The organism is Variovorax sp. GW823-FHT02B07, from assembly GCF_058797695.1.
Window position 1 is genome coordinate 136,159 of the sequence record NZ_JBXAJX010000002.1, and the last position, 24,546, is coordinate 160,704.

The window sequence follows — 24,546 nt, forward strand, 5'->3', positions numbered from 1 at the left end:
GCAGAGCCGGCCCGCCGTGGGGGAACTCAGTAGCGCCAGCCGTGGCGATGGCCGCCCCATCCGCGATAGCCACGGTAGTAGCCGCCACCGCCCCAGCCGCGCGAATAGCCCAGGTTCAGCGAGATGCCGACCGGCGGGTAGACGTAGGGCTGCGCATACGGGTAGGTGTAGGCGGGCTGCACGTAGACGGGCGGGGCATACACCGGGGCCGGCTGCGTGTAGACCGGTGCCGGCGCGTTGGACACCACCACGCCGGGTTCGGGTACGACGCTGTCCCAGGGGGAGTTGGCACCTTGTTGGTACTGCCCCTGTTGCGGGTACGGCTGGTACTGTTCCTGGTACTGCGGGCCGTTGTTGGCCTCGACCGGGTAGGGCTGCAATTGCGACTGGGGCTGGACCGGCGCGGTGGTCACGCCCGACGTGGTCACCCCGTAGCCGCTGGCCTGGATCGGGATGGTGGCGCCCGGCCGGCTGGTGGTGCGGGTCGTGTACTGGCGGCCCTGGTATTCGTAGGTGACGTTGTAGCTGACGTCGCTGCCGGTCGTTTCGCGGATCGGCGTGGCGGAAATCACGCGCGCCTGGACCACTTGCTGGGCCTGCACGACGCTGGCGCCCGTGGCCAGCAGGCCGGCCGCCGAAAGCCCTGTGAGGATGCGAAAAACGTGTCTGTTCATGGTGTTCTCTCCTGCAGATCGCGGTTGGAGGCCGGCCGGCGGGACGGGGTTCCGGGGTTTACACGGCGTTCACAGCCCAGCTATCGGCATCGAAACCAGTCGTTACGCCCGTCTTCGGGCCCCAATCGACCACCGGCCGCTTGATCAGGCTGGGGTTGCCGAGCAGCACGGGGCGGGCCGAGGCGGCGTCGACCACCGCGTCGCGCGTGGCCTCGTCCAGCTTGCGCCAGGTGGTGCCCTTGCGGTTGACCAGTGCCTCCCAGCCGGGGGCCTGGAGCCAGCGGTCGAGCTCAGCCTCGGGCACGCCCTGTTTCTTGAAATCGTGGAAGGCGTAGGCCACGCCATGGTCGTCGAGCCAGGCGCGGGCGCGCTTGACGGTGTCGCAGTTCGGAATGCCGTATAGGGTTGTCATGGCCGCCATGATGCCGCGTGCGGCGGGTCGGCGACAATGCCGGCCTCCATGGAAACCCTGAACGACTGGCTCGCGCGCGCCGAGCACCTTCATCCCGACAAGATCGAGCTCGGGCTCGATCGCGCCAAAGAAATGGCGCAGCGTCTGGGCCTGCGTTTCGACTGCCCCGTCATCACGGTGGCGGGCACCAACGGCAAGGGCTCGACCTGCGCCATGCTCGAATCGATCCTGACGCACGCGGGCTACCGCACGGCCGTGTTCACCTCGCCGCACCTGGTGCGCTTCGAGGAGCGGCTGCGGCTCAAGGGCGAGGCGGTCGATGCTTCCAAACTGATAGCAAGCTTCGAGGTGGTGGAAAAGGCCCGTGGCGACATGGCCCTGACCTACTTCGAGTTCACCACGCTCGGCATCCTGCATTGCATGATCCAGGAGAAGCCCGACGTGGCGATCCTCGAGGTCGGCCTGGGCGGCCGGCTCGACGCGGTGAACATCATCGACGCCGACTGCGCGGTCATCACCAGCATCGACCTGGACCACATGGAATACCTCGGCCCCGACCGCGAAAGCATCGGTTTCGAGAAGGCCGGCATCCTGCGCGCCGGCAAGCCCGCCATCGTGAGCGACCCGGTGCCGCCGCAAAGCGTGATCGACCACGCCAACGCCATCGGCGCCGACCTGTGGCGCTTCGGGCACGACTTCAACGTCTCGGGCGACAAACAGCAGTGGGGCTGGTCGGGCCGGGGGCGGCGCTACAGCGGGCTGGCCTATCCGGCGCTGCGCGGCGCCAACCAGTTGCTCAACGCGGCGGGCGTGCTCGCGGCGCTCGAGGCGCTGCGCCCGCAGCTGCCGATCACGGCGCAGGCGGTGCGCAACGGGCTCGCGATGGTCGAGCTGCCGGGCCGCTTCCAGATCGTGCCGGGCGAGCCCACGCTGGTGCTCGACGTGGCGCACAACGCCCACGCCGTCGCGGCGCTGGCCGAGAACCTCGACGCGATGGGTTTTTCGCCCACCACGCACGGCGTGTTCGGGGTCATGGCCGACAAGGACCTCGCGCCCATCCTGGCGCGCATCGGGCCGCTGATCGATCGCTGGTACTTCACCGACCTGCCCACGCCGCGCGCCGCCAAGGCCGCCGATCTGCTGGCCGCGTGGCAGGCCCAGAACACGCGCAAAGACGCCTCGGGCAGCGTGCACGCGAGCCCGATGGACGCCCTGCGTGCGGCCATCGAGCAGGCAGGTGCCACTGATAGAATCGTGGTCTTCGGATCGTTCTTCACCGTGGGTGGCGTCCTCGAAAACGGCACCCCCCGGCTGCAAGCCAAACACCTGCTGCCAGGCGGCTGATCGTCGGGCTGTCCACACCCATCCGGCACCATCGGGCACCACCTCGCTGCACTCCTCCAGGGATCGAACTTCATGGCGTTTTTCAAGTTCCGCGCGCGCGGCCCACAAGGCAACGAAGGACGCAGCGCCCCCGCGGCGGTGCCGGCGGAAAGTGTCGAATCCATGCGCCGGCGCGCGCGCCATCGGCTGCTCGGCGCGGCGGTGCTGGTGCTGGTCGGCGTGATCGGCTTTCCGCTGCTGTTCGACACCCAGCCGCGCCCCGTGCCGGTCGACATCCCGATCGAGATTCCTGATCGCAACAAGGCCAAGCCGTTGCCCGTGCCCGCCACGCCGGCATCCGCGACGAGCAGCGCGCCGTCGTCGTCGTCCGACGGCAGCTCCCGCGTGGCGGCAGCCTCGTCGGCCGGCGGCATGATCACCGAGACCGCCGACGGCACCGTGATCGAGCCCGGCACGACCGTGCCCGCCACCCCGGCGGCGCCCAAGCCCGCCGTGGAGCCGAAGAAGCCCGAACCCAAGCCGGAACCCAAACCCGAGCCGAAGCCCGAACCCAAACCGGAGCCCAAGCCGGAGCCGAAAAAGCCTGAACCGAAGCCCGAGCCCAAGCCGAAGCCGGAACCCGCCAAGCCCGCCGCGAACGCCGACGACGGCGCCCGCGCCCGCGCGCTGCTCGAAGGCAAGCCGCCCGCCGCCGCGCCCAAGCCGGCTGCCGACGACAACGGCCGCTTCGTCGTGCAGGTCGGTGCCTTTGCCGATGCCGACAAGGCGCGCGAAGTGCGCCAGAAGCTCGAGCGCGCCGGCCTCAAGACCTACGTGCACGTCGCCAAGACGACCGACGGCGAGCGCACGCGTGTGCGCGTCGGGCCGTTCGCCTCGCGTGCCGAGGCCGAGAAGGCCGCGGACCGGGTCAAGGGCTTGTCTTTGGCCGCAGCCATCCTCACGTTGTAAGCACCGCCGTCGCCCGCTGCCTGTAGTTCATTGCCGTGGCCCTGCTCGACTGGATCGCCGTCGCGCTCATCGTGCTGTCGATGCTGTTCGGGCTGGTGCGCGGCCTGGTGTTCGAAGTGATTTCGCTGATCGGCTGGGTGGCCGCCTTCATCGTGGCCCAGTGGGTGGCCTCCGACGTGGCGGCCTGGCTGCCGTTCGGCGACCCGCAGGCCACCTGGCGTTACCCGCTGGCCTTCGTGCTGGTGTTCGTGGCGGTGGCGTTCGGCGTGGGGCTGGCGGCAGCTCTCACGCGCAAGCTGATCGCCGCGGTCGGCCTGCGGCCGGTGGACCGGATTTTGGGAGCAGCGTTCGGCGCGGCACGGGGGGTGGTGGCCCTGCTCGTGCTGGCGGTCGTTGTTCATTTGCTGGCGTTGAGCGACAGTGCCTGGTGGCACGAATCGCGCAGCGCCATTGTTCTCGATGCGGCATTGCAGGGCCTCAAACCCTCGCTGCCTGAAAAGTTGGCAAGCTACCTGCCCTGAGAGGAATCGTTCATGTGTGGAATCGTCGGCGTTGTCAGCAACGCACCCGTCAACCAGCTGCTCTATGACGCGCTGCTGCTGCTGCAGCACCGTGGTCAGGACGCGGCCGGCATCGTGACCTTGCTGGAACGCAAGTTCTTCATGCACAAGGCCAAGGGCATGGTGCGCGACGTGTTCCGCACCCGCAACATGCGCGCGCTGCCGGGCAACGTGGGCCTGGGCCAGGTGCGCTACCCGACCGCGGGCAACGCCTACAGCGAAGAAGAGGCGCAGCCCTTCTACGTGAACGCGCCCTTCGGCATCGTGCTGGTGCACAACGGCAACCTGACCAACGCGCACGCCCTGCGCGCGGAGCTGTTCTCCACCGACCACCGCCACACCAACACCGAGAGCGACTCCGAAGTGCTGCTCAACGTGCTGGCCCACGAAGTCGAGCGCTCTTCGCGCGGCGTGCCGCTGCACCCGGCCGAGGTGTTCGCCGCCGTCAAGAACGTCTACAAGCGCCTGCGCGGCTCGTACGCCGTGGTCTCGCTGATCGCCGGTCACGGCCTGCTGGCCTTCCGCGACCCCTACGGCATCCGCCCGCTGTGCATGGGCCGCAGCGCCGACGGCACCGTGATGGTGGCCAGCGAATCGGTCGCGCTCGAAGGCTCGGGCCACGTGTTCGAACGCAACATCGAGCCGGGCGAGGCCGTGTTCATCGATCTCGAGGGCAACGTGCACTCGATGCAGTGCGCCGAGGGCGCGTCGCTCAACCCGTGCATCTTCGAGTTCGTGTACCTCGCACGTCCCGACTCGGTGCTCGACGGCATCTCGGTCTACCAGGCGCGCCTGAACCTGGGCGAGACGCTGGCCAAGCGCGTGGTCTCGACCGTGCCGCCGAGCCAGATCGACGTGATCATCCCGATTCCCGAATCGAGCCGCCCGAGCGCCACGCAGCTCGCGCACCTCCTGGGCATTCCGTACCGCGAAGGCTTCGTGAAGAACCGCTACGTGGGCCGCACCTTCATCATGCCGGGGCAGGGCGTTCGCAAGAAGTCGGTGCGCCAGAAGCTCAACGTGATCGCCAGCGAGTTCAAGGGCCGCAACGTGCTGCTGGTCGACGACTCGATCGTGCGCGGCACCACCAGCCGCGAGATCGTGCAGATGGCGCGCGACGCCGGCGCCCGCAAGGTCTACCTGGCCAGCGCCGCGCCGCCGGTGCGCTACCCCAACGTCTACGGCATCGACATGCCGACCAAGGACGAACTCGTGGCGCACGACCGCACCGTCGAGGAAATCCGCGAACTCATCGGCTGCGACGCGCTGATCTACCAGGACGTCGACGCCATGAAGCGCGCCATCGGCTCGCTCAATCCGAAGCTCGCCGGTTTCGACGCCTCGTGCTTCGACGGCGTGTACGTGACCGGCGACATCGACACCGCCGCCATCTCGCGCATGAACGGCAACCGTCCGCGCATCGAGGAAAACGAAGAAGACGCTTCGCGCCTCGCCCTGCCGAACCCGAGCGAGTAAGAGAAAGAAAAGAGGGCCGACGTGAGCCAAGACGAACGCACCTTGCCACCCGGCCTGCACCGCGACACCCTCGCGCTGCGCACCGGCCTGGCGCCCAGCCAGCACGGCGAGCACTCGGAGGCCCTGTTCCTCACGAGCGGCTTCGTGCAGCCCGACGCCGAAACCTCGGCGCGCCGCTTTGCCGGCACCGAGGCCGGCTTCACCTACTCGCGCACCTCGAACCCGACGGTCGCCAGCTTCGAGCAGCGCCTGGCCGCGCTCGAAGGCACCGAGGCCGCCATCGGTGCCTCGACCGGCATGGGCGCGATCCTCATGATGTGCATGGGCCTGCTCAAGGCCGGTGACCACGTGATCTGCTCGCGCTCGGTGTTCGGCTCCACGCTGAACCTGTTCGGCAAGGAGTTCGCCAAGTTCGGCGTCGAGACCACCTTCGTCTCGCAGACCGACGTGGCCGAGTGGCGTGCTGCGCTCAAGCCCAACACCAAGCTGCTGTTTGCCGAGACGCCGACCAACCCGCTGACGGAAGTCTGCGACATCCAGGCACTGGCCGACCTGGCCCACGGCGTGGGCGCGCTGCTCGCGGTCGACAACTGCTTCTGCACGCCGATCCTGCAGCGGCCGGCGGAGCTGGGCGCTGACCTCATCATCCATTCGGGCACCAAGTACCTCGACGGCCAGGGCCGCGTGATGGCTGGCGCGATCTGCGGTCCGTCGAAGCTCATCGTCGATGTCTTCGGCCCCGTGGTGCGCACCGCCGGCATGGCGCTGTCGCCATTCAATGCGTGGGTCGTGCTCAAGGGCATGGAAACGCTCGGCATTCGCATGAAGGCGCAATGCGCGAATGCGCTGGCCGTGGCGCAGTGGCTCGAGCAGCAGCCCGGCATTGCGCGCGTGTACTACCCCGGTCTTGCCTCGCATGGACAGCACGAACTCGCGATGCGCCAGCAGTCGGGGCAGGGCGGGGCGGTGGTGTCGTTCGACGTGGTCGGCGACACGCCCGACGCCGCGCGCGCCAACGCCTTCCACGTGATCAACAGCACGCGCGTCGTGAGCATTGCCACCAACCTGGGCGACACCAAGACCATCATCACGCACCCCGGCACGACCTCGCATGGCCGCCTCACCGAAGTGCAGCGCCAGGCTGCCGGCATCAGCCAGGGGTTGATCCGCCTCGCGGTCGGCCTCGAGTACATCGACGACATCACGGCCGACCTTTCGCGCGGCCTGAGCACCCTGACTTCCTGATTTTTCATTTCATGACCGGCAAAGTTCGCACCCGCATCGCACCGTCTCCCACCGGCTTCCTGCACCTGGGCACGGCGCGCACCGCACTCTATTCGTGGGCCTATGCGCGCCACCACGGCGGCGAGTTCGTGCTGCGCATCGAGGACACCGACGTGGCCCGCTCCACGCAGGACTCGACCGACCAGATCCTCGCGTCGATGCACTGGCTCGGCCTCGACTACGACGAAGGCCCGATCTACCAGATGCAGCGCCTCGAGCGCTACCGCGAAGTCATCGCGCAGATGCTCGTGGCCGGCACCGCCTACCACTGCTACTGCACGCCGGCCGAACTCGACGAGATGCGCGAAGCCCAACGCGCGCGCGGCGAGAAGACGCTGTACGACCGCCGCTGGCGCCCGGCGCCCGGCAAGGTGTTGCCGCCCGTGCCCGAAGGCGTGCCGCCCGTGGTGCGCTTCTGCAATCCGCCCGAAGGCGACGTGACGTGGAACGACCTCGTCAAGGGCGAGATCACCATCAACAACCGCGAGATCGATGACCTGATCATCCTGCGGCCCGACGGTGTGCCCACCTACAACTTCGCGGTGGTGGTCGACGACTGGGACATGAACATCACGCACGTGTTCCGCGGCGACGAGCACATCAACAACACGCCGTGGCAGATCAACATCTTCCGCGCGCTCGGCGCACCGCTGCCGCAGTTCGGCCACGTGCCCGTGATCCTCGGCGACGACGGGCAGAAGCTCTCGAAGCGCCGCGGTGCCGTGAGCGTCACGGCCTACGAGGACAACGGCTACCTGCCCGAAGCCATGCTCAACTACCTCGCGCGCCTGGGCTGGAGCCACGGCGACGACGAGCTCTTCACGCGCGAGCAGATGGTGAGCTGGTTCGACGGATCGCACCTGTCGAAGAGCCCCGCGCAGTGGGACGCGGCCAAGCTCGCATGGGTGAATGCGCAGTACATCAAGGCCAAGAGCGGCGAGGAGCTTGCACCGCTTGTTGCAGCGCAGTTGCAAAAGCGCGGCATCGTCGCCGACGCACGTTTGCCTGCGATCTGCGCGCTCTTCAAGGACCGTTGCGACACCACGGTGGCGCTCGCAGGTTGGGCTGCGGCCTTCTATGCGGACATCGAAGTGAGCGATGCGGACCGCGCGCAGCACATCACCGATGCAGTGAAGCCCGCGATCGCAACACTCGTTGAAAAATTGATGACGGTCGCCTGGGAGAGGGCCGAAATCGCAGTTATGATCAAGGAAGTCCTCGCGACACACGCGCTGAAAATGCCCGTGTTAGCGATGCCAGTACGAGTGCTTGTGATGGGAACATCGCAGACACCGTCCCTCGATTCAGTGCTCGAAATTTTTTCCCGCGAAAAAGTTATCGAGCGATTGAAAAAGGCCTGAAAAATCGGGCTATAATTCGAGGCTCGACACCCACACGGGGGTATAGCTCAGCTGGGAGAGCGCTTGCATGGCATGCAAGAGGTCATCGGTTCGATCCCGTTTACCTCCACCATCAAAGTGTCGAGTAGGTTAGAGATGCTGATCGCAGCACGTCCAAGGTTTTGACCCTATCGTCTAGAGGCCTAGGACACCACCCTTTCACGGTGGCTACCGGGGTTCGAATCCCCGTAGGGTCGCCAGTTTCACTTCGGTGAAGTCGGCACGAGTCGTCAACACTCGGTTCCGCAAGGAACGAACGTTGTCTACCAGGAGTGGTAGTTCAGTTGGTTAGAATACCGGCCTGTCACGCCGGGGGTCGCGGGTTCGAGTCCCGTCCACTCCGCCAAACACAAGCCCCAGTAGCAGTTTTGCTACTGGGGCTTTTTGTTTTGCTCCGGGGCTTGGCGTGGGCTGTTGGGCCGCATGCCATGGTTTTGCCCATGTTTTGGTTTGCCCCCAAGCGCTGGGCGCTACTGGTCGGCAGTGGCCTTTGCTGGGCAAGCGGCTTGGTTGCCGCGCTGGCTAGCGGCCCGCCCGAGCCCGCTGAAGGCCGCGTAAGCTACCTTTGGCACCCCCTGCACGGCGTGCCAAAAAGCCTTCAAAACAGGGGCTTTTTCGACTCCCGAGAAAAGTCGAGAACTGAATACAAAAGTGTTGTTTTTGTGCTAAAATATACCCACGGGTAGAAAACCTGCCGGCGAAAGCTAGGCAAGACCTTGCCCGTATGCAGGCGCACCGCCGCCTGTAGCCCCTGATGGCCGCCGAGCCAGCGCTTTTTTGACGCTGGTTTTGGCGGCCGTTTTCGTTTCCATCCCCCGCGCCTTTTTCGACTGCTGCGCCTTGCCCCTTGGGGCTTGGTGCGGCTGCTGCATGGGCGTTTCTTTTCCATGGAGATTTCAAGTGAAAGACTTTCTAAGCGCCTTCCTCACACCAGATGCCTCACTGCGCTTCGCACTGGGCCGGGTTGTTGCGACTCCGGGCGCTTTGGCGCTCATACACGCCACCAACAGCAATCCCTTCGTGCTGCTCGCCAAGCATGTGACTGGTGACTGGGGAGAAATCGACCCAGGGGACGTGCAAACCAACGAGGACGCTGTCGAGCAGGGGTTGCGTGTGCTGTCGGTCTACCGATTGCCGCTTCAAACCGGTGCCTGCGCCGCGTCTGCTTCCGAGTCTGAGTCAATAGATGAGTTCGACAACCGCATCTGGCTCATCACCGAGGGCGACCGGAGCGTGACGACGCTGCTGCTGCCGGAGGAGTATTGACGACGTAGGGTGCGCCCAGCTAGCTCGACGTCTTTCGCTTCGCGAGCTTCAGCACTCGCTTCGGGAGGGGATCCGTCAACTGGCCCACCGTGACGTCGAGGCCGCCGGCGAGTCGCCAAATATTGAAAAGCGACAAATTGCGCTCGCCTCGCTCCACCGAGCCCACGTAGTTCGGGTGCAAGCCGGCTAGCTCGGCAAGTTGCTCGATCGTGATCAGACGTTCGTGACGCATAGAGCGCAAGTGCTCCCCGAAGGCTTGCTGCAAGCGCTCGAGCTCCTTGCTGGATACGGGGTCCAGCGGCTGAGGCTTGTTGACAACGACTCGAGGCATGCGCCTGAGTTTTCTGTCTCCAACACTAAGAGTACACAAACTATCCGTTTTGTTCCGAAGCGGTATCTGGCAAACTAAATGAAAACCAAACGTAAAGTGTGTTTTTTTACTTGTGCAGTTCGACCAATTGGAGGATTCATGTTCAACGGTTTGATTTCAGAGGGGATTGATGCGATCCGAACGGCGTTCCGGGACGGAGGCGAACGATCGTCGCGAGCAATGCTGATGATCGCGGCTGCCGTAGTTCTAACCGCCTGCGGCCCTGAAGCGCCGCCTTGCAATGACGCTGAGGTCACCGAAACCGTTCTTGGAATGGTCAGCGATGCCAACGACGCACACTTGCAAGGCTATCCAGCCAAGAGCGCTGACCTTGCCACCTTCGCGCTGGAGACGCCCACTGTCACTTCGTATGACGATAAGCTCAAGTTGCGCAGCTGCAAGACCACGATCGTGATGACCATCAAGCCCGACAAGCTGGCGCAGATGAACGAACTCATCCTCAACCCGATGCCAAACCTGATCGGTGCACTCGTCGCCATGTCAGGCCAGACCTCGCAGCTGTACCCCGCCGAAGTGCGCGGCGAGGTCGCCTACATCCGGTCGCGCAACAACAACGGCCCAGTCCCACAGACTCCCATGCGAAAGTCGCTGGTCTACCAGATCGTGAAGCAGGAAGGGCGAAACGAGTTCGTCACCACCACCAACGTGAGCGTGGATGGCACCGTCCAGTACCTGCGGGTTGCTGCCGTCGCCCAGCAGCGCACCGAGGCGCAAGCCGAAGCGAAGAAAGCGCAGCTGGCACGGCAAGCGGAGATCGATCAGCTCTCGGCGAGCGGCAACTGGCGCAAGTCTGTCTACATCATGGATTACGGCACCGGCCACAACGACCCGTCCTACTGTTTCAAAAACAACCTCTACTGCATTCACGGTCGGGACGAAAAGGGCGACGACGTCGCCTACTACGAACTCGACCAGAAGATCGTCGATCAACGTGGTCGCGATTCAATGTCAGAGGCTTTGCGGGCGCGCAAGCCGGTTTGTCTGGTGGGCGTGCAGAAAACGCAGAATCCAAATGTCTTTCGGGCGCGAGGTTACTCCACCGTCCGCAACGACAAGGGCGAGGCCGTGGACTGCTTGCCGGGCGCGGAGAAGGAGAACTGGGCTGCATTGGTGGCGCAGACAAAGAAAGAAGAATCGGCTGCCGCATCCGGTTCCGGTGCCCCAGCTACTGCGGCGCAACCTTTGGCTTCTGCCCCCAGCACAGGTCCTGAGAGCTTGATGTCTCTGGTCACCAAGTACGAGCCTTGTGGCGAGGAGGCCGTGTGCCTGCATACCGTCAAAGGCAACGTCGTCTGGATGCAGGCTGGGCAGATGCGCCGCATGGACTACGCGTTGCTCGACAAGGCGATCAGTAGCAAGACGCCGGTGTGCCTGCGCGACGTGACACGCACTGACGCCAAGAACTTCGCGGCCGATGGCCTGGACAGCGCGTGCTGAGGGCAGTGCCGTAGCGACCCCGCGTCGCTGATACAGCCCTTTGCGAAGGCGCCGTGCTGGCCGAGAGGCTGGTGCGGCGCTTTTGCTTTTCCGTCTTCATTTCACTGCCACCGCCCTGTGCGAGTGGCATCGAAGGTAAATTCCATGAATATTCTTCACACTCCCGCCGACAGCGGGCCGAGCGGTGCTGTCCGCTTGATCGGCATCGGTGCTTCGGGCCGGCGCTTGGTTCAACGCTTTCACAGTCACATCGATACACCACTGCACACGCCGTTGGCAGATCTGCTGGACCAAAAGCCGAGTTACATCGAGATCGATGCAGGCGAAGCGGTTCATGTGGTCGAGCAAGTCGACCTCGAGAACGCGTGCATCCTCTGCTTGGCCTTTGGCTTTGACATGACATCCGCTGAAATCGAAGCAGCCATGCTCTTGGTCTGGCGCATGTGGGGTCGAGATGCGCATGCCATCGGCATCGTGCTCGGTGCGAACAATCATCCGTTGCCGCACGATGGCTCGATGCTCGGCATCCTCTGCGATTCGATCGACGCGCGCATCGACATTGCCGAGCCAACAGATGCCGCCCAGCTCGCGCCATTGCAATGGTTATATGTCGGACTGCAACGCTCGGTGTTGGAGGGGCTTTCGATTCTGGGCCCGGCCTGGGACCACTCGGATGTCGTTGAAACCTTGGACTTCGGCCAGGTGCAGTTCGAGCTTTTTACGCAACCGCTGGACGAACCCGCACAGCTGGACGCAGCGATGGTGGCTGTCTTGGAGGACCTGAGCGAGCGGGGGATCTGGCTTGAGCAGGCGCTGGGCGCGGTCTTGGTGCTGTGGGCGCCCTCCGAATACCAACTCACGGTGCGCACGGTACGCGGCCTGGGGAGAACCTTGGGCGAGGCGCTGGGGGAGGGGGCGTTGCACCTCACCATCCGGCTACGCAGTCGACCTGCAGTGGGTGAGCAGACCGCGTATCTGACGCTGGTGCTGAGCTTGCCGCGAACAACGACGGCCCGTAGGTAGACCGCTGCGAAAGGTGTCCACGGCATTCGCCATGGCATAGCACTTCGATCCAGCGCCCGCGTTTGCGGGCGTTGCTCATTCACAAGAGCCCATCCCCTCAGCATTCACATAGCGAGCAAGATCATGAAAAGAGTTCGCAGCGATTCATCAAGGCGCGCACCCGTCACGCACAAGCCATCTCGGGCAATCAGGCCAGCAAGAGCCCAAGTCGAGTTCGAACACTATGTCGCTCACGCCGTAGCCGACAGCACGCGTCGCGCCTACGAGGGCGATCTGCGGCATTTCCGGGACTGGGGCGGCAGGGTGCCGGCCACGCCAGCGATGGTGGCGCGGTACCTAGCAGCCTACGCAGGCAAGGTCAAGGCCAGCACGCTCAACCGTCGTCTGGCTGCGATCTCGAACGCGCACACGGCGCTGGGCAAGCCTTCGCCAACGCGGTCGGAGCTGGTGCAAGCGACGATGCGCGGGATTCGGCGGGTGCATGGCACGGCGCAGAAGCAGGCCCAACCCATCAGCATTGAGATGCTGCGCTTGCTTGCCAAGCCGCTGAAGCACCTAGACCCGGTGCGAGATCTGCGGGACAGGGCCTTGCTGGTGGTGGGATTTGCAGGAGGTTTTCGAAGATCGGAGCTTGCTAAGCTGAAGCTTGAGAGTCTGGCATTCGGCGCTCAAGGTGTGACGGTGACACTGGCGCGCTCAAAAACCGATCAGCAGGGCAAGGGTAGGGTAGTGGCGTTGCCGCCTGGGCCGGGGCGGTTGTGCCCGGTCAAGCTGCTGAAGGCTTGGATTCGGCTACTGCGCGGGGCGACCGTGGAAGGGGAGCCGTCGCTGCCCTTGTTTCGCGGGGTGAATCGGCACGGGCAGCTAGCAGGTGCGTTGAGTGGAGCAGCGGTCGGAGGTGTGTTGCGGCGGCGCATGCATGACTGCGGCCTTGACCCGAGCGGCTTCTCTGCACACAGCCTCCGTTCGGGATTGGTCACCACGGCCGCCAAAGCTGGTGTTCCGACGTGGGCAATTCAGCGGCAGACGGGGCACCGCTCGGAGAGCACGGTGCATCGCTACATTAGGGGGCTTTCGGCGTTCGAGCGAAATGCCTTCGATGCATTGACAAGGGCGTAGTGCAGGCACGTTTCAAGGTCCAACAACGACTGCTTCAGACTGCGAGCTGTCTTTCAGTCATGACGTCTGACCGTCGCCTTCGGGCCCAAATCGTGCCACAGTACTGCAGGTCTGGAATTGGCCGGGCGCGGTCCTCAGCGAACACACATCCTCAATCTGAGGCAAACCGGGTGATCTGGCTCAACGGTAAGCCCACTTGTCGATTGAACGCGGTTATCTCAACGCCCAGAGCCCCGTCTCTTCGCGCACCGACAATTTCGCACCAGTCATGATTTCCCGCGCGCAGCCGTGCTCTATCACCCTCTCTCAAGGTGAAGAATGGAGCGGAGGGAGGCGCTGGCCTCACGAGTTCCTCGGCGCCGCCGAGCCGTTCAATTCCCCATAGTGCAAAACGGTACTCCTCTTTTAGGGAGACACGCACCTCATCCTGCATCGATTCAATTTTCTCAATCCAGCAGAGTCCGGGGGCCGCGAGTGACAGAGGCGCCACACCACAGCCCAAGAGTAGAAGGATAAATTCAAGGAGGGAATGCCTACTTCTGATTTTCATCACGATCTTTTGATAGGTGTACGCGGTGACAAACGAATGATTTCTATGTCCGTCGCAGTATGCAAACGAGGAATGCATCCGCGAGTGGAAGCCTTAGTGTCAAGCGTTACCTGGTGATGACAACTAGTAGTTGAAATGCGATGGCTGCTCTTGGCCGCTTGATGTCGGTTGCTCATTGAGCGCCTTCAAGGGCCTCGATGTATGGCAGCACCTGTGGATGAGCCTGAACCCACTGCTCGCCCAAGTACGTCGCTACGGAACTCGATCCGATGACGCTCTCGATTGCCCCGAATTTCGAAGCGGCCTGCAGCAGACCGTGGGCCGCATGCATTGCCTCCTCGCTCGCGGCCGCCTCCGGCCCCCCAGCTTCGATGCCCCACTCCTTTTGAATTGCCGCAATGAGTTTGCCTGCGGCGGCCTCAAGTGGTGTTCGCGAGCGTGTCATGGACGCCAATCTAACCTGCTTGTGAAGGTCCGGTTGTGGCCGATAGTACCCATTCGTGCGAGGCCAAGGGATGTCGGCAAACGCTGCATAACCGCCTTACGTCGACGGCTGGTTCAGGCTGGCGGTAGTCGCTTGTCTGACAGGCGTTACTAGCAAGATCGGACGCCAGTGGCCTTGCATGAGCTTGCTTCCAATCCCGAAGTTGCCCCGTTACCGAATGAGCTCGGGTCAAGACGTCGTTCTGTACCGCTGCGCTGAACCAGCGGTGCCACGAAGTCAACTTGGCGCGAGCCGCCGGGCAAACCAGTCCGCCACGAAGGCGGTCCGCTGCGCCGCATGGTTGTAGATCGTGTGCTCGCCGTCGTCCCACACGCGCAAGGTGACGTCGGAATTCGTCGCGGCGTCCAGGAAGGGCTGCTGGTCTTCCATTCGAACCAGTGGATCGGCACCGCCGTGCAGCACGAGCAAGGGGCAGTCGATGCGGTCCCGCCCGGGGCGAAAGCGCATGCGCTCGAAGTTCTGCTGGATGGCCTGTTCGTCGTCGGTGCCCAGCATGGCCGCGGCCTGCTCCGCGAAGGTCCGGAAGGGCAGCAGCGTCGGTGCGGCCAGGCTGCTGTTGATGCAGCAGGCGCGAATGCGCGCATCGGCCGCGGCCGTGCGCGCGGCCCACAGGCCCCCGACGCTGTTGCCCCAGATGCCGGGCGTACCGAGCGAGGCGTCGTTTGCGATGAAGGTGACGAACTGGCTGTAGGCCGCCTCCATGTCCACATCGACATGGATGCCCTGGTTCATGCGCGTCTCGCCCTGGCCCGGCCCTTCGGCCAGCAGGGTGGCCAGGCCGCGTCGCGCGAGCGCGCGGGCGATGGGCAGGTAGGCCACGCCCCAGCCACTCTGGCCGCCGAACACCAGCACCGTGCCGCGCGCGGGCGCTGCGTGCGGTCGCACCAGCCAGCCGACGAGATGGCTCGGGCCGAAGGGCACCTCGACCCGCGTCATGCGGCCTTCGGACCCTGCGCACAACTGGCGCGTCGCCATGGCCAGCTGGTGGTAGAGGGCGCGCTTGCGCGGGGTGTCGTGGTTGAAGGCCATCTGGGCGAACAACAGGTCGGCCAACGCCGCTGCCTGCGCCTCGGCCGCCGTCACGCGATGGCCGGCAGCCTCGGCCTGGCGGGCGCGCTCCAGCTGCGCCTGCGCCAGTGCCTCGGCCACCTGGTCCCATGCCTCGCCGGCGCTGGTGCGCTGGAACAGGGCCTGGGCGTCGGCGAAGTCCATGCCGCAGTCCAGCAGCCGGGTCATCGGCATGGCCCGCTGGAAAGCCAACGTGGCGGAAGAAGAGGGAGAAGAGGGCGCGCTGCTCATGTGGCCTGCTCCGCGGCGAGCGGGGCGGCCCGTGCGCCGGTGTCGTCGCTGTCGAGCCAGTGCAGCTTGCGGCGCAGGTCGTCCACCAGGGCCGCGAGCGCATCCATGCGGGGCACGGAGCCGAAGACGATGAAGTCCGGTCGGCCGATGTAGGCCTGGAGGCCGTGCTCGGCCATGAACCCGGACATCTCGCCGTCCAGCTCGACCACCGCACCGGGCACTCGCTCGTCCTGGGTCAGCACCACGACGTGGCAGCCGAGTTGATCCAGGAACGCTTTCTGGCCGGCGCCCAGGAACGGCGTCGGGTCCTCGTGCGCCACCAGCAGGAAACCATGGCCCACGACATCATCCAGCAGGCCTTCGGCCTCGCCACGGCGCACGAGCGCCTGCGGCCCCGGTACGCCCGTGGACGCCAGCAGGCTGCCGTCGGCTTCGCGGTGCAGCACGCCGTTTTCCACCTTCGGGAAGGGCGGCATCGGCGGCATGGTGTGGGTGCGGAAGGCTTCGTCGCGCGCGGCGGCTTTCGCCACGTCGTCTTCGTTGGTGACCTGGCCGAGGAACAGCGACATCTCCATGATCTGCTGGGCGTGCGGGCGGCGCTCGGCTTCGTAGCTGTCCAGCAGCGCGGGCGACGCGCGGCCGCTGAGCACCAGGTCGAGCTTCCAGGCCAGGTTGATGCCGTCGCGCATGCCCGAGCAGGCGCCCTGTCCCATGTAGGGCATCATGGCGTGAACCGCGTCGCCGCCCAGCAGCACGTTGCCTTCGCGCCAGCGTTCGGCCATGCGCGTCTGGAACGTGTAGACCACGTGGCGCAGAAACTTGAAGTCGCTCGGCCCGACGCCGTACTTCTCGCCCAGCCAGCGCCAGCCGTGGGCCGGGTCTTCCCACGCCTCGATGCTTTCGCCGTCCAGCAGGCGCACTTCGAAGCGCGTGCGGTTGTCGCCGATGGGCATGTACATGTGGCCGCGTGCCGGGTCACAGAAGATGGTCAGCCGCTTGAAGCGCTCGGCGGCGTCCGACAGGTTCTCGGAATCGAGGTTCAGCCAGCGGTGCTTGTGGCCGTAGTCGTTGCGCTCGATGCCCAGCGCGCGGCGCACGAAGCTGTTGGCACCGTCGGCACCGATCACGTAGCGGGCATTGAACGTGCGCGCAGGCTCGGCCCATTGCTCCTCGCGGGCCTCGGGCGCGCCGTCCTTTCCGCTGTTCGTGCGCTGGATGGCCACCGTCACCCCGTCGGCGCCCTGCTTGAGGAACACGGCCTCCCAGCCGCGCAGCAGCTCGACATTGGGCAGCGTGGCCACGCGGTCGTGAATGGCGTCCTCGATGTCGGGTTGGTAGATCGAGTTGTGCGCCGCGTAGCCGCACTGCTTGCCCTTCCACCCGAGCTCCAGCAGCAGTTCGCCGGTGGCATTGACGTAGTGGTAGGTGTGCAGCGGAAGGGAATCGCGCATGGCCTGGTCGACATTGCCGCAGGCCTGGACGATGCGCGCAGCCTCGCCGTCGATGTGCGTCAGGCGCGGCAGGCCGTACATGGTGGGCCAGCGTTCGACGACCACGACCCGGTGGCCGGCCTGGCCCAGCAGCGAGGCCGCCACAAGGCCGGTGGGGCCGTAGCCGATCACGGCCACGTCGTAGGACGCGTTGGCGTCGGGTTGCGGATTCGCTTGAGGGGGATTCATTGTTTGTCTCCTGGAGATTTTTGAGGGGCGCAACCGGGCTGCGCCATGAACGAACGAGCGAAAGAAAAGAACGGGAAATTCAGTCCGGCCTGACGCCATCGAAGGCCGCCTGCAACACGGCGCGCACAGCCGCCCGATCGACGGGCCGCGGGTTCCAGTACGGCCGTTCGGTGGCGATGTCGGCGGCGCGGTCGAGGTCGCTCTCGGCCATGCCCAGCTGGCGCAGCGAGGTCGGCGCGCCGTTGCGATGGGCCAGGTCCCACACGCCGGCAGCGGCACTGCCGTGCGTGCCCAATGCCTCTGCCATGTGGCGCATCGCTTCGTCGGCATGCGAGGCGTTGAACGCCAGCACATACGGCAGCACGACCGTGTGGGTCGGCGCATGCGGCAGGTTGAAGCTGCCGCCCAGCGTGTGGCACAGCTTGTGGTGCAGCGCCATGCCGCCGTGGGCCAGCACCGTGCCGCACAGCCAGGCGCCGTACAGGGCCGAGCCGCGCGCCTCGAGGTCCGCCGGGTCGGCGTGGATGGCTGGCAGCCCGGCGGCCAGCGCGCGGATGCCTTCCTGCGCCATCAGGCGGGTGACCGGATTGCCGTTGGCGGCATACAGGCCTTCGGCCGCGTGCGCGATGGCGTTGATGCCGCTGGTGACCGACAGGCCCACCGGCAGCGTCAGCGTCAGCTGCGGGTCGTAGATGACGGTGCGGGGCAGCACGCGCGCATCGGTGCCGGTGCGTTTCTCGCCGTCCTGCGTGATGCCGTAGATGGGCGTCATCTCGCTGCCGGCGTAGGTGGTCGGGATCGCCAGGATCGGCAGGCCGCTGTCGAGTGCGATCGCCTTGCCCAGGCCGATGGTGGAGCCGCCGCCGATGGCGATGGCGCAGTCGGCGTTGCGCTCACGGGCCACCTCGCGTGCCTCGCGCGCCACCTCGAGCGGAACGTGCATGGTCGCCCGGTCGAACACGCCAGCGGCGCGGGCGCCGAGGCGCGCGACGATCGCTTCGGCCGCGTGCCGCTGGTCGGGCGTGCACAGCACCAGCGCGCGCCGGACGCCGAGCGCGTCGAGTTCGGCTTCGAGTTGCTGCAGGGCGCCTGCGCCGAAGACGACGCGGCCCGGCAGCGCCTGGTAGACAAAGGATGAAGGCATGCGAGGCTCCTGTCTCAGCGCTGGTAGTCGACCTGGTGGCGCGACGTGCGCAGCGCACCGAGTTCCTGGCGCACCCGCAGGTGCTCGGGGTGGACCGCGTAGGCGTCCAGTGCCTGCTGCGACTCGAAGTCGGCCACCAGCACGGCGTCGCAGGCATGGTCCGCGGCGCTGCGGTCGATACCCACCTCGATGTGGTGCAGGCCGGGAATGCATCCGACTAGACTTTCGAAGGCCTGCTTGACGCGCCTGCGCGCATGCATCCTTTCTTCCGGCGACTCGCCAGCGACGCGCCACATGACGATGTGCCGGATCACGCCCGCACCTCGGCCTTGGGGTTGAGCACGAAGTCGTACTGCAGCGTGTGGAACGGCACGTCGGAGTGCGTCCCGTCGGGCGCCGGGCCGGCCTCGTGGCGCACCCAGTCGGCCACCAGCGTCGAGCGCACGCCGAAGACCGCATCCGAATCGAGGTAGCTGTCGCCCTCGCGGAAGATGTGGGTGATCAGCCGCTCGCAGCCGGGCGCTTCGATCATGAAATGCAGGTGCGCCGGGCGCCAGGGATGCCGGCCCAGCGCCGACAGCATGCGACCCACCGGGCCGTCGTGCGGAATCGGGTAGGGCACCGCCAGGATCGAGCGGAAGTGAAAGCGCCCATCGACCCCGCTGCGCAGGCGGCCCCGCGCCCGGTGCTCGTGCGTGCCCGAGGCATCGGGACGCTGCACGTCGTACAGGCCGTCCTCGTCCGATTGCCACACATCGATCCACGCGCCGGCGATGGGGCGGCCTTCGAGGTCGCGCACCTGGCCGCTGACATGGCAGGGCTCGCCGTGCGCGCCGTTGGCGATGTCGGCGCCGTGCTCGTACACCGGCGCGTCTTCGACAAAGAAGGGCCCGAAGACCGTGGCCTCGGTGCATGCCGGCGGCTTGGCGTTGTTCTGCGCCGTGACGAGCGTGGAGAGACCCAGGGTGTCCGACAGCAGGATGAACTCCTGGCGCTTGTCGTCCGTGATGTGCCCGACGTCGGTGAGGAAGCGGATCGCTTCCATCCACTCGGCCTCCGTCAGCTTGACCTCGCGTGCAAAGGAATGCAGGTGCTGCACGAGGCTGGTCATGACCGTCAGCAGCCGCGGATTCTCGCAGCGGCACATTGCGGCGATCACGGCCTGGGTGATGGTGTCTTCATTGATGTTGCGCACGGTGCTTTGCTCCTGGTGAACCAACCCTGGCCCTCGATGGGCGAATGATGTACCGTCAAAGAACGGAAAAAAAGAGCCAGATACGAAATGTCATTTCCTCAAAATGGAAGAATCCTTTGAGCATGGACCGCTGGGCGCAGATTGAACTTTTCGTGCAGGTCGCGGAGCTGGGCAGCCTCACCAAGGCGGCCGAGCGGCTCGGCCTGTCGAACGCGGCGGCAAGCCGCTACCTGACGGGGCTCGAGGAGCGGCTGGGCGCGCGGCTGGTGGAGCGCACCACGCGCCGCATGTGGCTGACCGACGCGGGGCGCAGCTACCACCAGCGCTGCAGCGGGATGCTGGCCGAGATGGCGGAGGCCGAGGCCGAGGTCAATTCGGCCAGCACCAACCCCAGCGGGGTGCTGCGCATCACGAGCTCCGTGTCGTTCGCGATGATCCACCTGGCGCCGGCGCTGCCGGAGTTCCACCGGCGCTATCCCAAGCTCACCGTGCAGATCACCGCGGCCAACCGTTATCCCGGCTTCATCGAGGCGGGCATCGATGCGGCCATCCGCACCCGGGAGCACGAGGGCGACTCGGGCATCACCGTGCGCCGCCTCGCGCAGATGCGGCGCGTGCTGGCCGCATCGCCGGCCTACCTTTCCGCGCGCGGCCAGCCGGCCTCGCCCCGGGAGCTGCCCGCTCACAGGATGCTCGTGTACTCGCTGGCGAACGACCCGTACGTGCTGCACTTCAAGCGCGGCAAGGAGGCGCAGGCGATCGGCATCGCGCCGACCCTGGACGCCAACGAAGGCCAGGTCATCCGGGCCGCGGCCCTGGCGGGCCTGGGCATCCTGATCCAGCCGCAGTACATCATTCACGACGACATCGTGGCGGGCCGGCTGATCCCCGTGCTCCGGGACTGGGAGCTGCCGCAGCTGACGATCAACATCGCCTACCAGAGTCGCCGGCACCAGCCTGCGAAGCTGAAGGTCTTCACCGAGTTCCTGGTCGAGCGATTCGAGAAGCTCGACCTCGAGAGAAAGTGGGCCTCGTGGGCGAAGGCGTCAGGATGAATCGCTTCGGGTGCCCTGAGCGCTCTTGAACTGTTGAAAATGAATGTCATCGTTCTGACACCAAGGGAGAAAGCGCGACGTTGCAATGTCGTTCGCCTCGCACGGTGACGTCCGCTTTTGCTGCCTCGCGGTCCTTCGGGTATGCCCGCTTCAGACTGCGAGCAGTCAGCCACGAATGACCGCATGGAGGATGGCTGTTGTCATGCGGTAGACCTTTAGATCGAGCGGTCAGCCGCTTGGACTGCAGCGGAGGCAGGTCGTTAACTGGAGCCGTTGACTCCGCAGTGTGCGGTGCCGTAGACGGGGACAGTATCCCTGCCTCTTACTTGATGAGAGGGCAACTCTTTGATAGCCCTTTCGTAGGTTTTCGGCGGCGAAGCTTGTGGCGCGCAGGATTTGTCGGCATCTTTATGCTGCACAAATTTCTATGCCATTGCTCGGGGATCCAGCAATGGCATTGCCTGTGGGCCGGGGAGGTGTCCGATCTTGCCGATTGCAGTTCGCCGTAACATCTGCTCATCCATGGGCGCCGTTCTGCGCCCAGCCAGGGAAGGCACAACGTTATGAGGAGCGTGATGTCCAATCAAGATCGAAAAAGCTCATTGTCCAAGCCCGGCCCCGGGCAGTCCAATGGAGTCCCAAGCGCTGGGCGGACCATTCGCCTCGCTGACATTCAGAGCAAGGGGGCTGGCGGACGCAACGCCACCCCAGCGATTAAACCCGTCAAAGTCGTTCTCGCCCTGCCGTCTAGACCAGCTCCGGAGCCAAGCGAAGTCTCAAGTCGATCCAAGCCAACCCTTGCTCCATCAGCTGGACCACATCAGGATCCACTCGGCCCCGTGAGCGCGCCGTCGGTTGAACCAGCGTTGCCCCCAGCAGCACCCGCCCGGGCCCGCACAGCTGAGGCGAAGCCCGCCCCATCCTCAAAGAAGCCCGTCGAACGCAAGTCAACCAAGACAGAGATCGGCACGCCCTCCAAAGCCGAAAATGCAGGGGGCAATTCTGCAGAGCTCACCGCCACCACCCTGCCATTGGCGGTCGGGGAACTCTTTGCCCTGAACAACTATGACGTCCAGTATTCAAAAAAGATTCATGGCGCCGAAGTTGACATTGTTGCAACCCCCAAAGGTGGCGGATTTGGGTCCACCATTTATTTAGAAGTAACTGTTCAGTACGTCGAAAATACAAAGTACGGCAAAGACTTAACCAAATTTTCCCTCGTTCGAGAGATGGACAAGAGTTGTGTCTGCATCAGTGTTTCGACAGCTGGTTTCACACCAGACGTTCGGGAGCGCGCAGGAAAGACCGGCATCACTCTTCGTACCTACTCAGAAATTTTTGCTCAATTCGAAAAATTCTCTGCATACGTTGACGGGGTCTTGGGTAATAGGGAAATTTCGGCACTTGCGGCTTCATATGAGGAACCATACTTCCGAGATGATCGAGGCGAACATCTTGCTCCAGAATGGCTCAGCGAATGGATGCTTGGCTCCGGTACTTCCTCCAATTGGCTCGTGGTACTTGGGGAATATGGAACCGGAAAAACCGCGCTGACCCTAAAACTGCAGCACGATTGGCTGCTGAGCTACCAACGTGCTCCAAACCACCCAATAACAGTTCGAATTGAACTGCGCAACTTTGTTCGTCAATTTGATAGTCGCTCTCTTCTTCATCACTTTCTCGACTCAAACCAGCTGGGCCACATTCCAGTAGATTTTTTGCTGCATTTAATTCGCAAGCGTCGAGTGATTCTTCTGCTGGATGGCTACGACGAGATGGCGCAGTTCCTGAATGCCAGAGAGCGTCGCGCTTGTCTGGCGGCACTTGCGGAACTGGCTGGAGAAGGGGCAAAAGGAATTCTTACTAGTCGCCCCAACTACTTTACTGAGGCAGAAGAACTTCACGTTTTCGATGCACTTTACGTATCACTGGAGCAAAGCGGCTACTTCGTCGGGCAAATGGACAAACTGTTCTTTGCGCAAGAACAGTCCGTTGATTCCCTGCTAGAACGATACCTTATAAACAAGAACGAGCGTTACCTTCGCGACTTGACTACCGAGCAAACGAATTCGCTGGTCCGAAGGAAGCTCGCAGGAAATCCTGCCGGACAGAAAGTGGTTTTGGATCTGCTGGAGAAGGTCTTCCGCGATGAAACCGAAGGGCGGCGCCAATCACTCGGCGGCAAGCCTGTAATTATTTCCTATCTCCTTGAGCTTGTTGAATATCTGTCGGGAGGCACGGGTGACGAAAAGGCGGCGTCTCTAAGTGAATGGCAGATCTATAAACTGATTGTTGATCGACTCATGCTGCGCGACCTACAAAGGTCACCGACTACGCCACCCGAAAAGAGACGGGAAGCACTGCAGCGATTGGCAATACAGTTATCGTCAAAATCTACACCGGGAGCGACTGAAGCACACTTTTACGCAGTGATTGACGATCTCTTTCGAACAGAACTTCGGCGCCTTAGCCCCGAGGAGCAGCGAACTAGAAAAGATGAACTCTTCCAGGACCTTCGCAGTTCAACGACACTGACCAGATCTGAACGAAGTTCATCGTCCGTCTGGCAGTTCTCCCACAACTCGCTTCGCGAGTATCTTGTTGCCGAAGTAATCGTCGGATCGATGTACGCCGGTAGTCCGATCGACCTGACCTTGCCGATTACACGCGCCATGCGAGGATTCGTGGCAGCACTGCCAGGAGAGTTGGCGACAAAGTACCTGCAGGCGATGGAAAGCTCATGGACAAAGCGTTCGCAGCAAAACCTGGGAACCTACTTTTCAGCGGCATTCGATCTTCTACGTACCCGGCCGGAAGGTCTTCGACTGAGCTTGGCCAGACTGATGCGCGCGCCTGAAGGGAGGCTGGAGTTCAGCGATGTGTCGCTTAAAGACATCGAGTTCACTAGCGTCGAAATTGGACAGCGCGCCCAATTTATTTGCAATGGAGCCACCTTGACGGAAGTGATTTTTCGTGGTCTGGATATGAGGGAAAGCAATTTTGAAGGAGCAACATTTGATCGCTGCTCTTTCATTGATTGCATACTGACTTCTTCTAACTTGAAATCGACCCTTCTATTCGAGAGCAACTTCAATCAGGTCGAGGTCGAGGAGTGCGACTTCACTTTGATGGATAACGACTCCAACATTGTGGCCGCCAACTCTGAGGGGGAGCCGATTATTCTTTCTGGTCGAGGGGCCGTGGGATTTTTTAGGTATCACGGCGCCAAAACCGACGATGTAAGTCCGTACCACGAGCTGCGACATCACCCTCGTTTTTCTATTGTTCAGAAAATTTGCGAGCGAATCTCTGAGCAACGAAATAGCCAATTGCGCGGCCTCACGCAACGAGGTGCCGCCCAAGCAGACCCACCGTTTGCTCGCGAGTTCATGAATTGCCTTGTCAGGGCAGACTTAGTTGAGATTGACGGAAACAGTCTGGTTTCCGCCACGTCGAAAGGTCGCAAGGACTTGCCTCGTCTTGTCGCTCATGATGAACTGCCTGAATCAGTTGCAGAGTTTCTGAGAGAGCACCGCTAGCGCTGTACCCGCATACCCATCTCTTGCAGCGCGCTGAGGCCTAACCCTCGCTTGAGCCGACTCGCGTCGGCAGGCCACCGCTAGCGGCTCAAGTTCAACGCAACGGCCGCTTTCGGACGCCTACTTGATTGAAGGACAGCAACCGCTGCGAAGCCGACATTGGTTGCTTTCTAGCGCGAGGCCGCCTTGCCGCGAGTCCTGCCGGTCGCCGTCCAAGGTCTACTAACGCTGACAGGCCCAAGCAGT

The 24,546-nt window shown here is 63.9% G+C and carries 21 protein-coding genes and 3 tRNA genes; 15 read left to right on the forward strand and 9 right to left on the reverse strand.

Features of this window, described 5'->3' with window-relative positions:
* Nucleotides 1–26: 26 nt before the first annotated feature.
* Together AC1RGU_RS11890 and AC1RGU_RS11895 are read right to left on the reverse strand one after the other, a co-directional pair.
* The gene (locus AC1RGU_RS11890; protein WP_492699107.1) at nt 27–674 is read right to left on the reverse strand and encodes a hypothetical protein; all 648 of its coding nucleotides are present in this window, start codon (nt 672–674) and stop codon (nt 27–29) included.
* A gap of 58 nt (nt 675–732) precedes the next feature.
* Nucleotides 733–1,086: an ArsC family reductase gene (locus tag AC1RGU_RS11895; protein WP_062469960.1), complete on the reverse strand. Its 354-nt coding sequence runs from the start codon at nt 1,084–1,086 to the stop codon at nt 733–735.
* 36 nt (nt 1,087–1,122) lie between these two features.
* Between AC1RGU_RS11895 and folC the strand changes: the two genes are divergently transcribed.
* The 10 genes from folC to AC1RGU_RS11945 all read left to right on the forward strand — a co-directional run bounded on the left by folC (nt 1,123) and on the right by AC1RGU_RS11945 (nt 9,364).
* Nucleotides 1,123–2,430 carry a bifunctional tetrahydrofolate synthase/dihydrofolate synthase gene (gene folC, locus AC1RGU_RS11900; RefSeq protein ID WP_095950847.1) on the forward strand — a complete coding sequence of 436 codons (1,308 nt, stop codon included), beginning with the start codon at nt 1,123–1,125 and terminating at the stop codon, nt 2,428–2,430.
* Between the two features lie 72 nt (nt 2,431–2,502).
* Nucleotides 2,503–3,378 (forward strand): SPOR domain-containing protein, encoded by an 876-nt coding sequence (locus AC1RGU_RS11905; RefSeq protein ID WP_492699109.1) that lies wholly within the window; start codon nt 2,503–2,505, stop codon nt 3,376–3,378.
* 35 nt (nt 3,379–3,413) lie between these two features.
* On the forward strand, nt 3,414–3,899 hold the full coding sequence (locus AC1RGU_RS11910) for a CvpA family protein (protein WP_492699111.1): 486 nt from the start codon (nt 3,414–3,416) through the stop codon (nt 3,897–3,899).
* 12 nt (nt 3,900–3,911) lie between these two features.
* Complete coding sequence (purF, locus tag AC1RGU_RS11915) at nt 3,912–5,414, forward strand: amidophosphoribosyltransferase (protein WP_492699113.1); 1,503 nt, start codon at nt 3,912–3,914, stop codon at nt 5,412–5,414.
* A gap of 21 nt (nt 5,415–5,435) precedes the next feature.
* On the forward strand, nt 5,436–6,659 hold the full coding sequence (locus AC1RGU_RS11920; protein ID WP_070062416.1) for an O-succinylhomoserine sulfhydrylase: 1,224 nt from the start codon (nt 5,436–5,438) through the stop codon (nt 6,657–6,659).
* A gap of 11 nt (nt 6,660–6,670) precedes the next feature.
* Nucleotides 6,671–8,059 (forward strand): glutamate--tRNA ligase, encoded by a 1,389-nt coding sequence (gene gltX / locus AC1RGU_RS11925; protein WP_492699116.1) that lies wholly within the window; start codon nt 6,671–6,673, stop codon nt 8,057–8,059.
* Nucleotides 8,060–8,095: 36 nt separating this feature from the next.
* Nucleotides 8,096–8,171: transfer RNA gene (locus AC1RGU_RS11930), tRNA-Ala, on the forward strand.
* A gap of 51 nt (nt 8,172–8,222) precedes the next feature.
* Nucleotides 8,223–8,298, forward strand: a tRNA-Glu gene (locus AC1RGU_RS11935).
* A 69-nt stretch (nt 8,299–8,367) separates the two neighbouring features.
* Nucleotides 8,368–8,444: transfer RNA gene (locus AC1RGU_RS11940), tRNA-Asp, on the forward strand.
* Between the two features lie 554 nt (nt 8,445–8,998).
* Nucleotides 8,999–9,364: a type I restriction endonuclease subunit M gene (locus tag AC1RGU_RS11945; RefSeq protein WP_235944339.1), complete on the forward strand. Its 366-nt coding sequence runs from the start codon at nt 8,999–9,001 to the stop codon at nt 9,362–9,364.
* A gap of 19 nt (nt 9,365–9,383) precedes the next feature.
* On the opposite strand, the gene AC1RGU_RS11950 is transcribed toward AC1RGU_RS11945, so the two are convergent.
* Nucleotides 9,384–9,629 carry a helix-turn-helix domain-containing protein gene (locus AC1RGU_RS11950; RefSeq protein WP_235944340.1) on the reverse strand — a complete coding sequence of 82 codons (246 nt, stop codon included), beginning with the start codon at nt 9,627–9,629 and terminating at the stop codon, nt 9,384–9,386.
* Between the two features lie 144 nt (nt 9,630–9,773).
* Here AC1RGU_RS11950 and AC1RGU_RS11955 point away from each other — a divergent pair, with 144 nt between their 5' ends.
* The 3 genes from AC1RGU_RS11955 to AC1RGU_RS11965 all read left to right on the forward strand — a co-directional run bounded on the left by AC1RGU_RS11955 (nt 9,774) and on the right by AC1RGU_RS11965 (nt 13,334).
* A complete protein-coding gene (locus tag AC1RGU_RS11955) occupies nt 9,774–11,192 on the forward strand; it encodes a hypothetical protein (RefSeq protein ID WP_492699119.1) in 1,419 nt (472 codons plus the stop codon).
* A gap of 144 nt (nt 11,193–11,336) precedes the next feature.
* The gene (locus AC1RGU_RS11960; RefSeq protein WP_492699121.1) at nt 11,337–12,215 is read left to right on the forward strand and encodes a hypothetical protein; all 879 of its coding nucleotides are present in this window, start codon (nt 11,337–11,339) and stop codon (nt 12,213–12,215) included.
* Nucleotides 12,216–12,338: 123 nt separating this feature from the next.
* Nucleotides 12,339–13,334 (forward strand): site-specific integrase, encoded by a 996-nt coding sequence (locus tag AC1RGU_RS11965; RefSeq protein WP_492699123.1) that lies wholly within the window; start codon nt 12,339–12,341, stop codon nt 13,332–13,334.
* Between the two features lie 722 nt (nt 13,335–14,056).
* On the opposite strand, the gene AC1RGU_RS11970 is transcribed toward AC1RGU_RS11965, so the two are convergent.
* The 6 genes from AC1RGU_RS11970 to AC1RGU_RS11995 form a co-directional block, all read right to left on the reverse strand.
* The gene (locus AC1RGU_RS11970) at nt 14,057–14,329 is read right to left on the reverse strand and encodes a hypothetical protein (protein WP_492699125.1); all 273 of its coding nucleotides are present in this window, start codon (nt 14,327–14,329) and stop codon (nt 14,057–14,059) included.
* A 276-nt stretch (nt 14,330–14,605) separates the two neighbouring features.
* Nucleotides 14,606–15,688, reverse strand: a complete 1,083-nt coding sequence (locus tag AC1RGU_RS11975) for an alpha/beta hydrolase family protein (protein ID WP_492699127.1) — start codon at nt 15,686–15,688, stop codon at nt 14,606–14,608.
* Entirely contained in the window at nt 15,685–17,367 is a 1,683-nt protein-coding gene (gene mhpA, locus AC1RGU_RS11980) for a bifunctional 3-(3-hydroxy-phenyl)propionate/3-hydroxycinnamic acid hydroxylase MhpA (protein WP_492699129.1), read from the reverse strand. The genes AC1RGU_RS11975 and mhpA overlap by 4 nt, the downstream gene beginning before the upstream one ends.
* A 79-nt stretch (nt 17,368–17,446) precedes the next feature.
* The gene (locus AC1RGU_RS11985; protein WP_492699131.1) at nt 17,447–18,511 is read right to left on the reverse strand and encodes a maleylacetate reductase; all 1,065 of its coding nucleotides are present in this window, start codon (nt 18,509–18,511) and stop codon (nt 17,447–17,449) included.
* A 14-nt stretch (nt 18,512–18,525) separates the two neighbouring features.
* Nucleotides 18,526–18,825, reverse strand: a complete 300-nt coding sequence (locus tag AC1RGU_RS11990) for a Dabb family protein (protein WP_492699133.1) — start codon at nt 18,823–18,825, stop codon at nt 18,526–18,528.
* On the reverse strand, nt 18,822–19,706 hold the full coding sequence (locus AC1RGU_RS11995; RefSeq protein WP_492699135.1) for an intradiol ring-cleavage dioxygenase: 885 nt from the start codon (nt 19,704–19,706) through the stop codon (nt 18,822–18,824). The genes AC1RGU_RS11990 and AC1RGU_RS11995 overlap by 4 nt, the downstream gene beginning before the upstream one ends.
* Before the next feature lie 122 nt (nt 19,707–19,828).
* Between AC1RGU_RS11995 and AC1RGU_RS12000 the strand changes: the two genes are divergently transcribed.
* Both AC1RGU_RS12000 and AC1RGU_RS12005 read left to right on the forward strand, forming a co-directional pair.
* Nucleotides 19,829–20,761 (forward strand): LysR family transcriptional regulator, encoded by a 933-nt coding sequence (locus AC1RGU_RS12000; RefSeq protein WP_492699137.1) that lies wholly within the window; start codon nt 19,829–19,831, stop codon nt 20,759–20,761.
* A 575-nt stretch (nt 20,762–21,336) separates the two neighbouring features.
* Nucleotides 21,337–24,300, forward strand: coding sequence for an NACHT domain-containing protein (locus tag AC1RGU_RS12005; protein ID WP_492699139.1), 2,964 nt, complete (start codon nt 21,337–21,339; stop codon nt 24,298–24,300).
* Nucleotides 24,301–24,546: the final 246 nt, after the last annotated feature.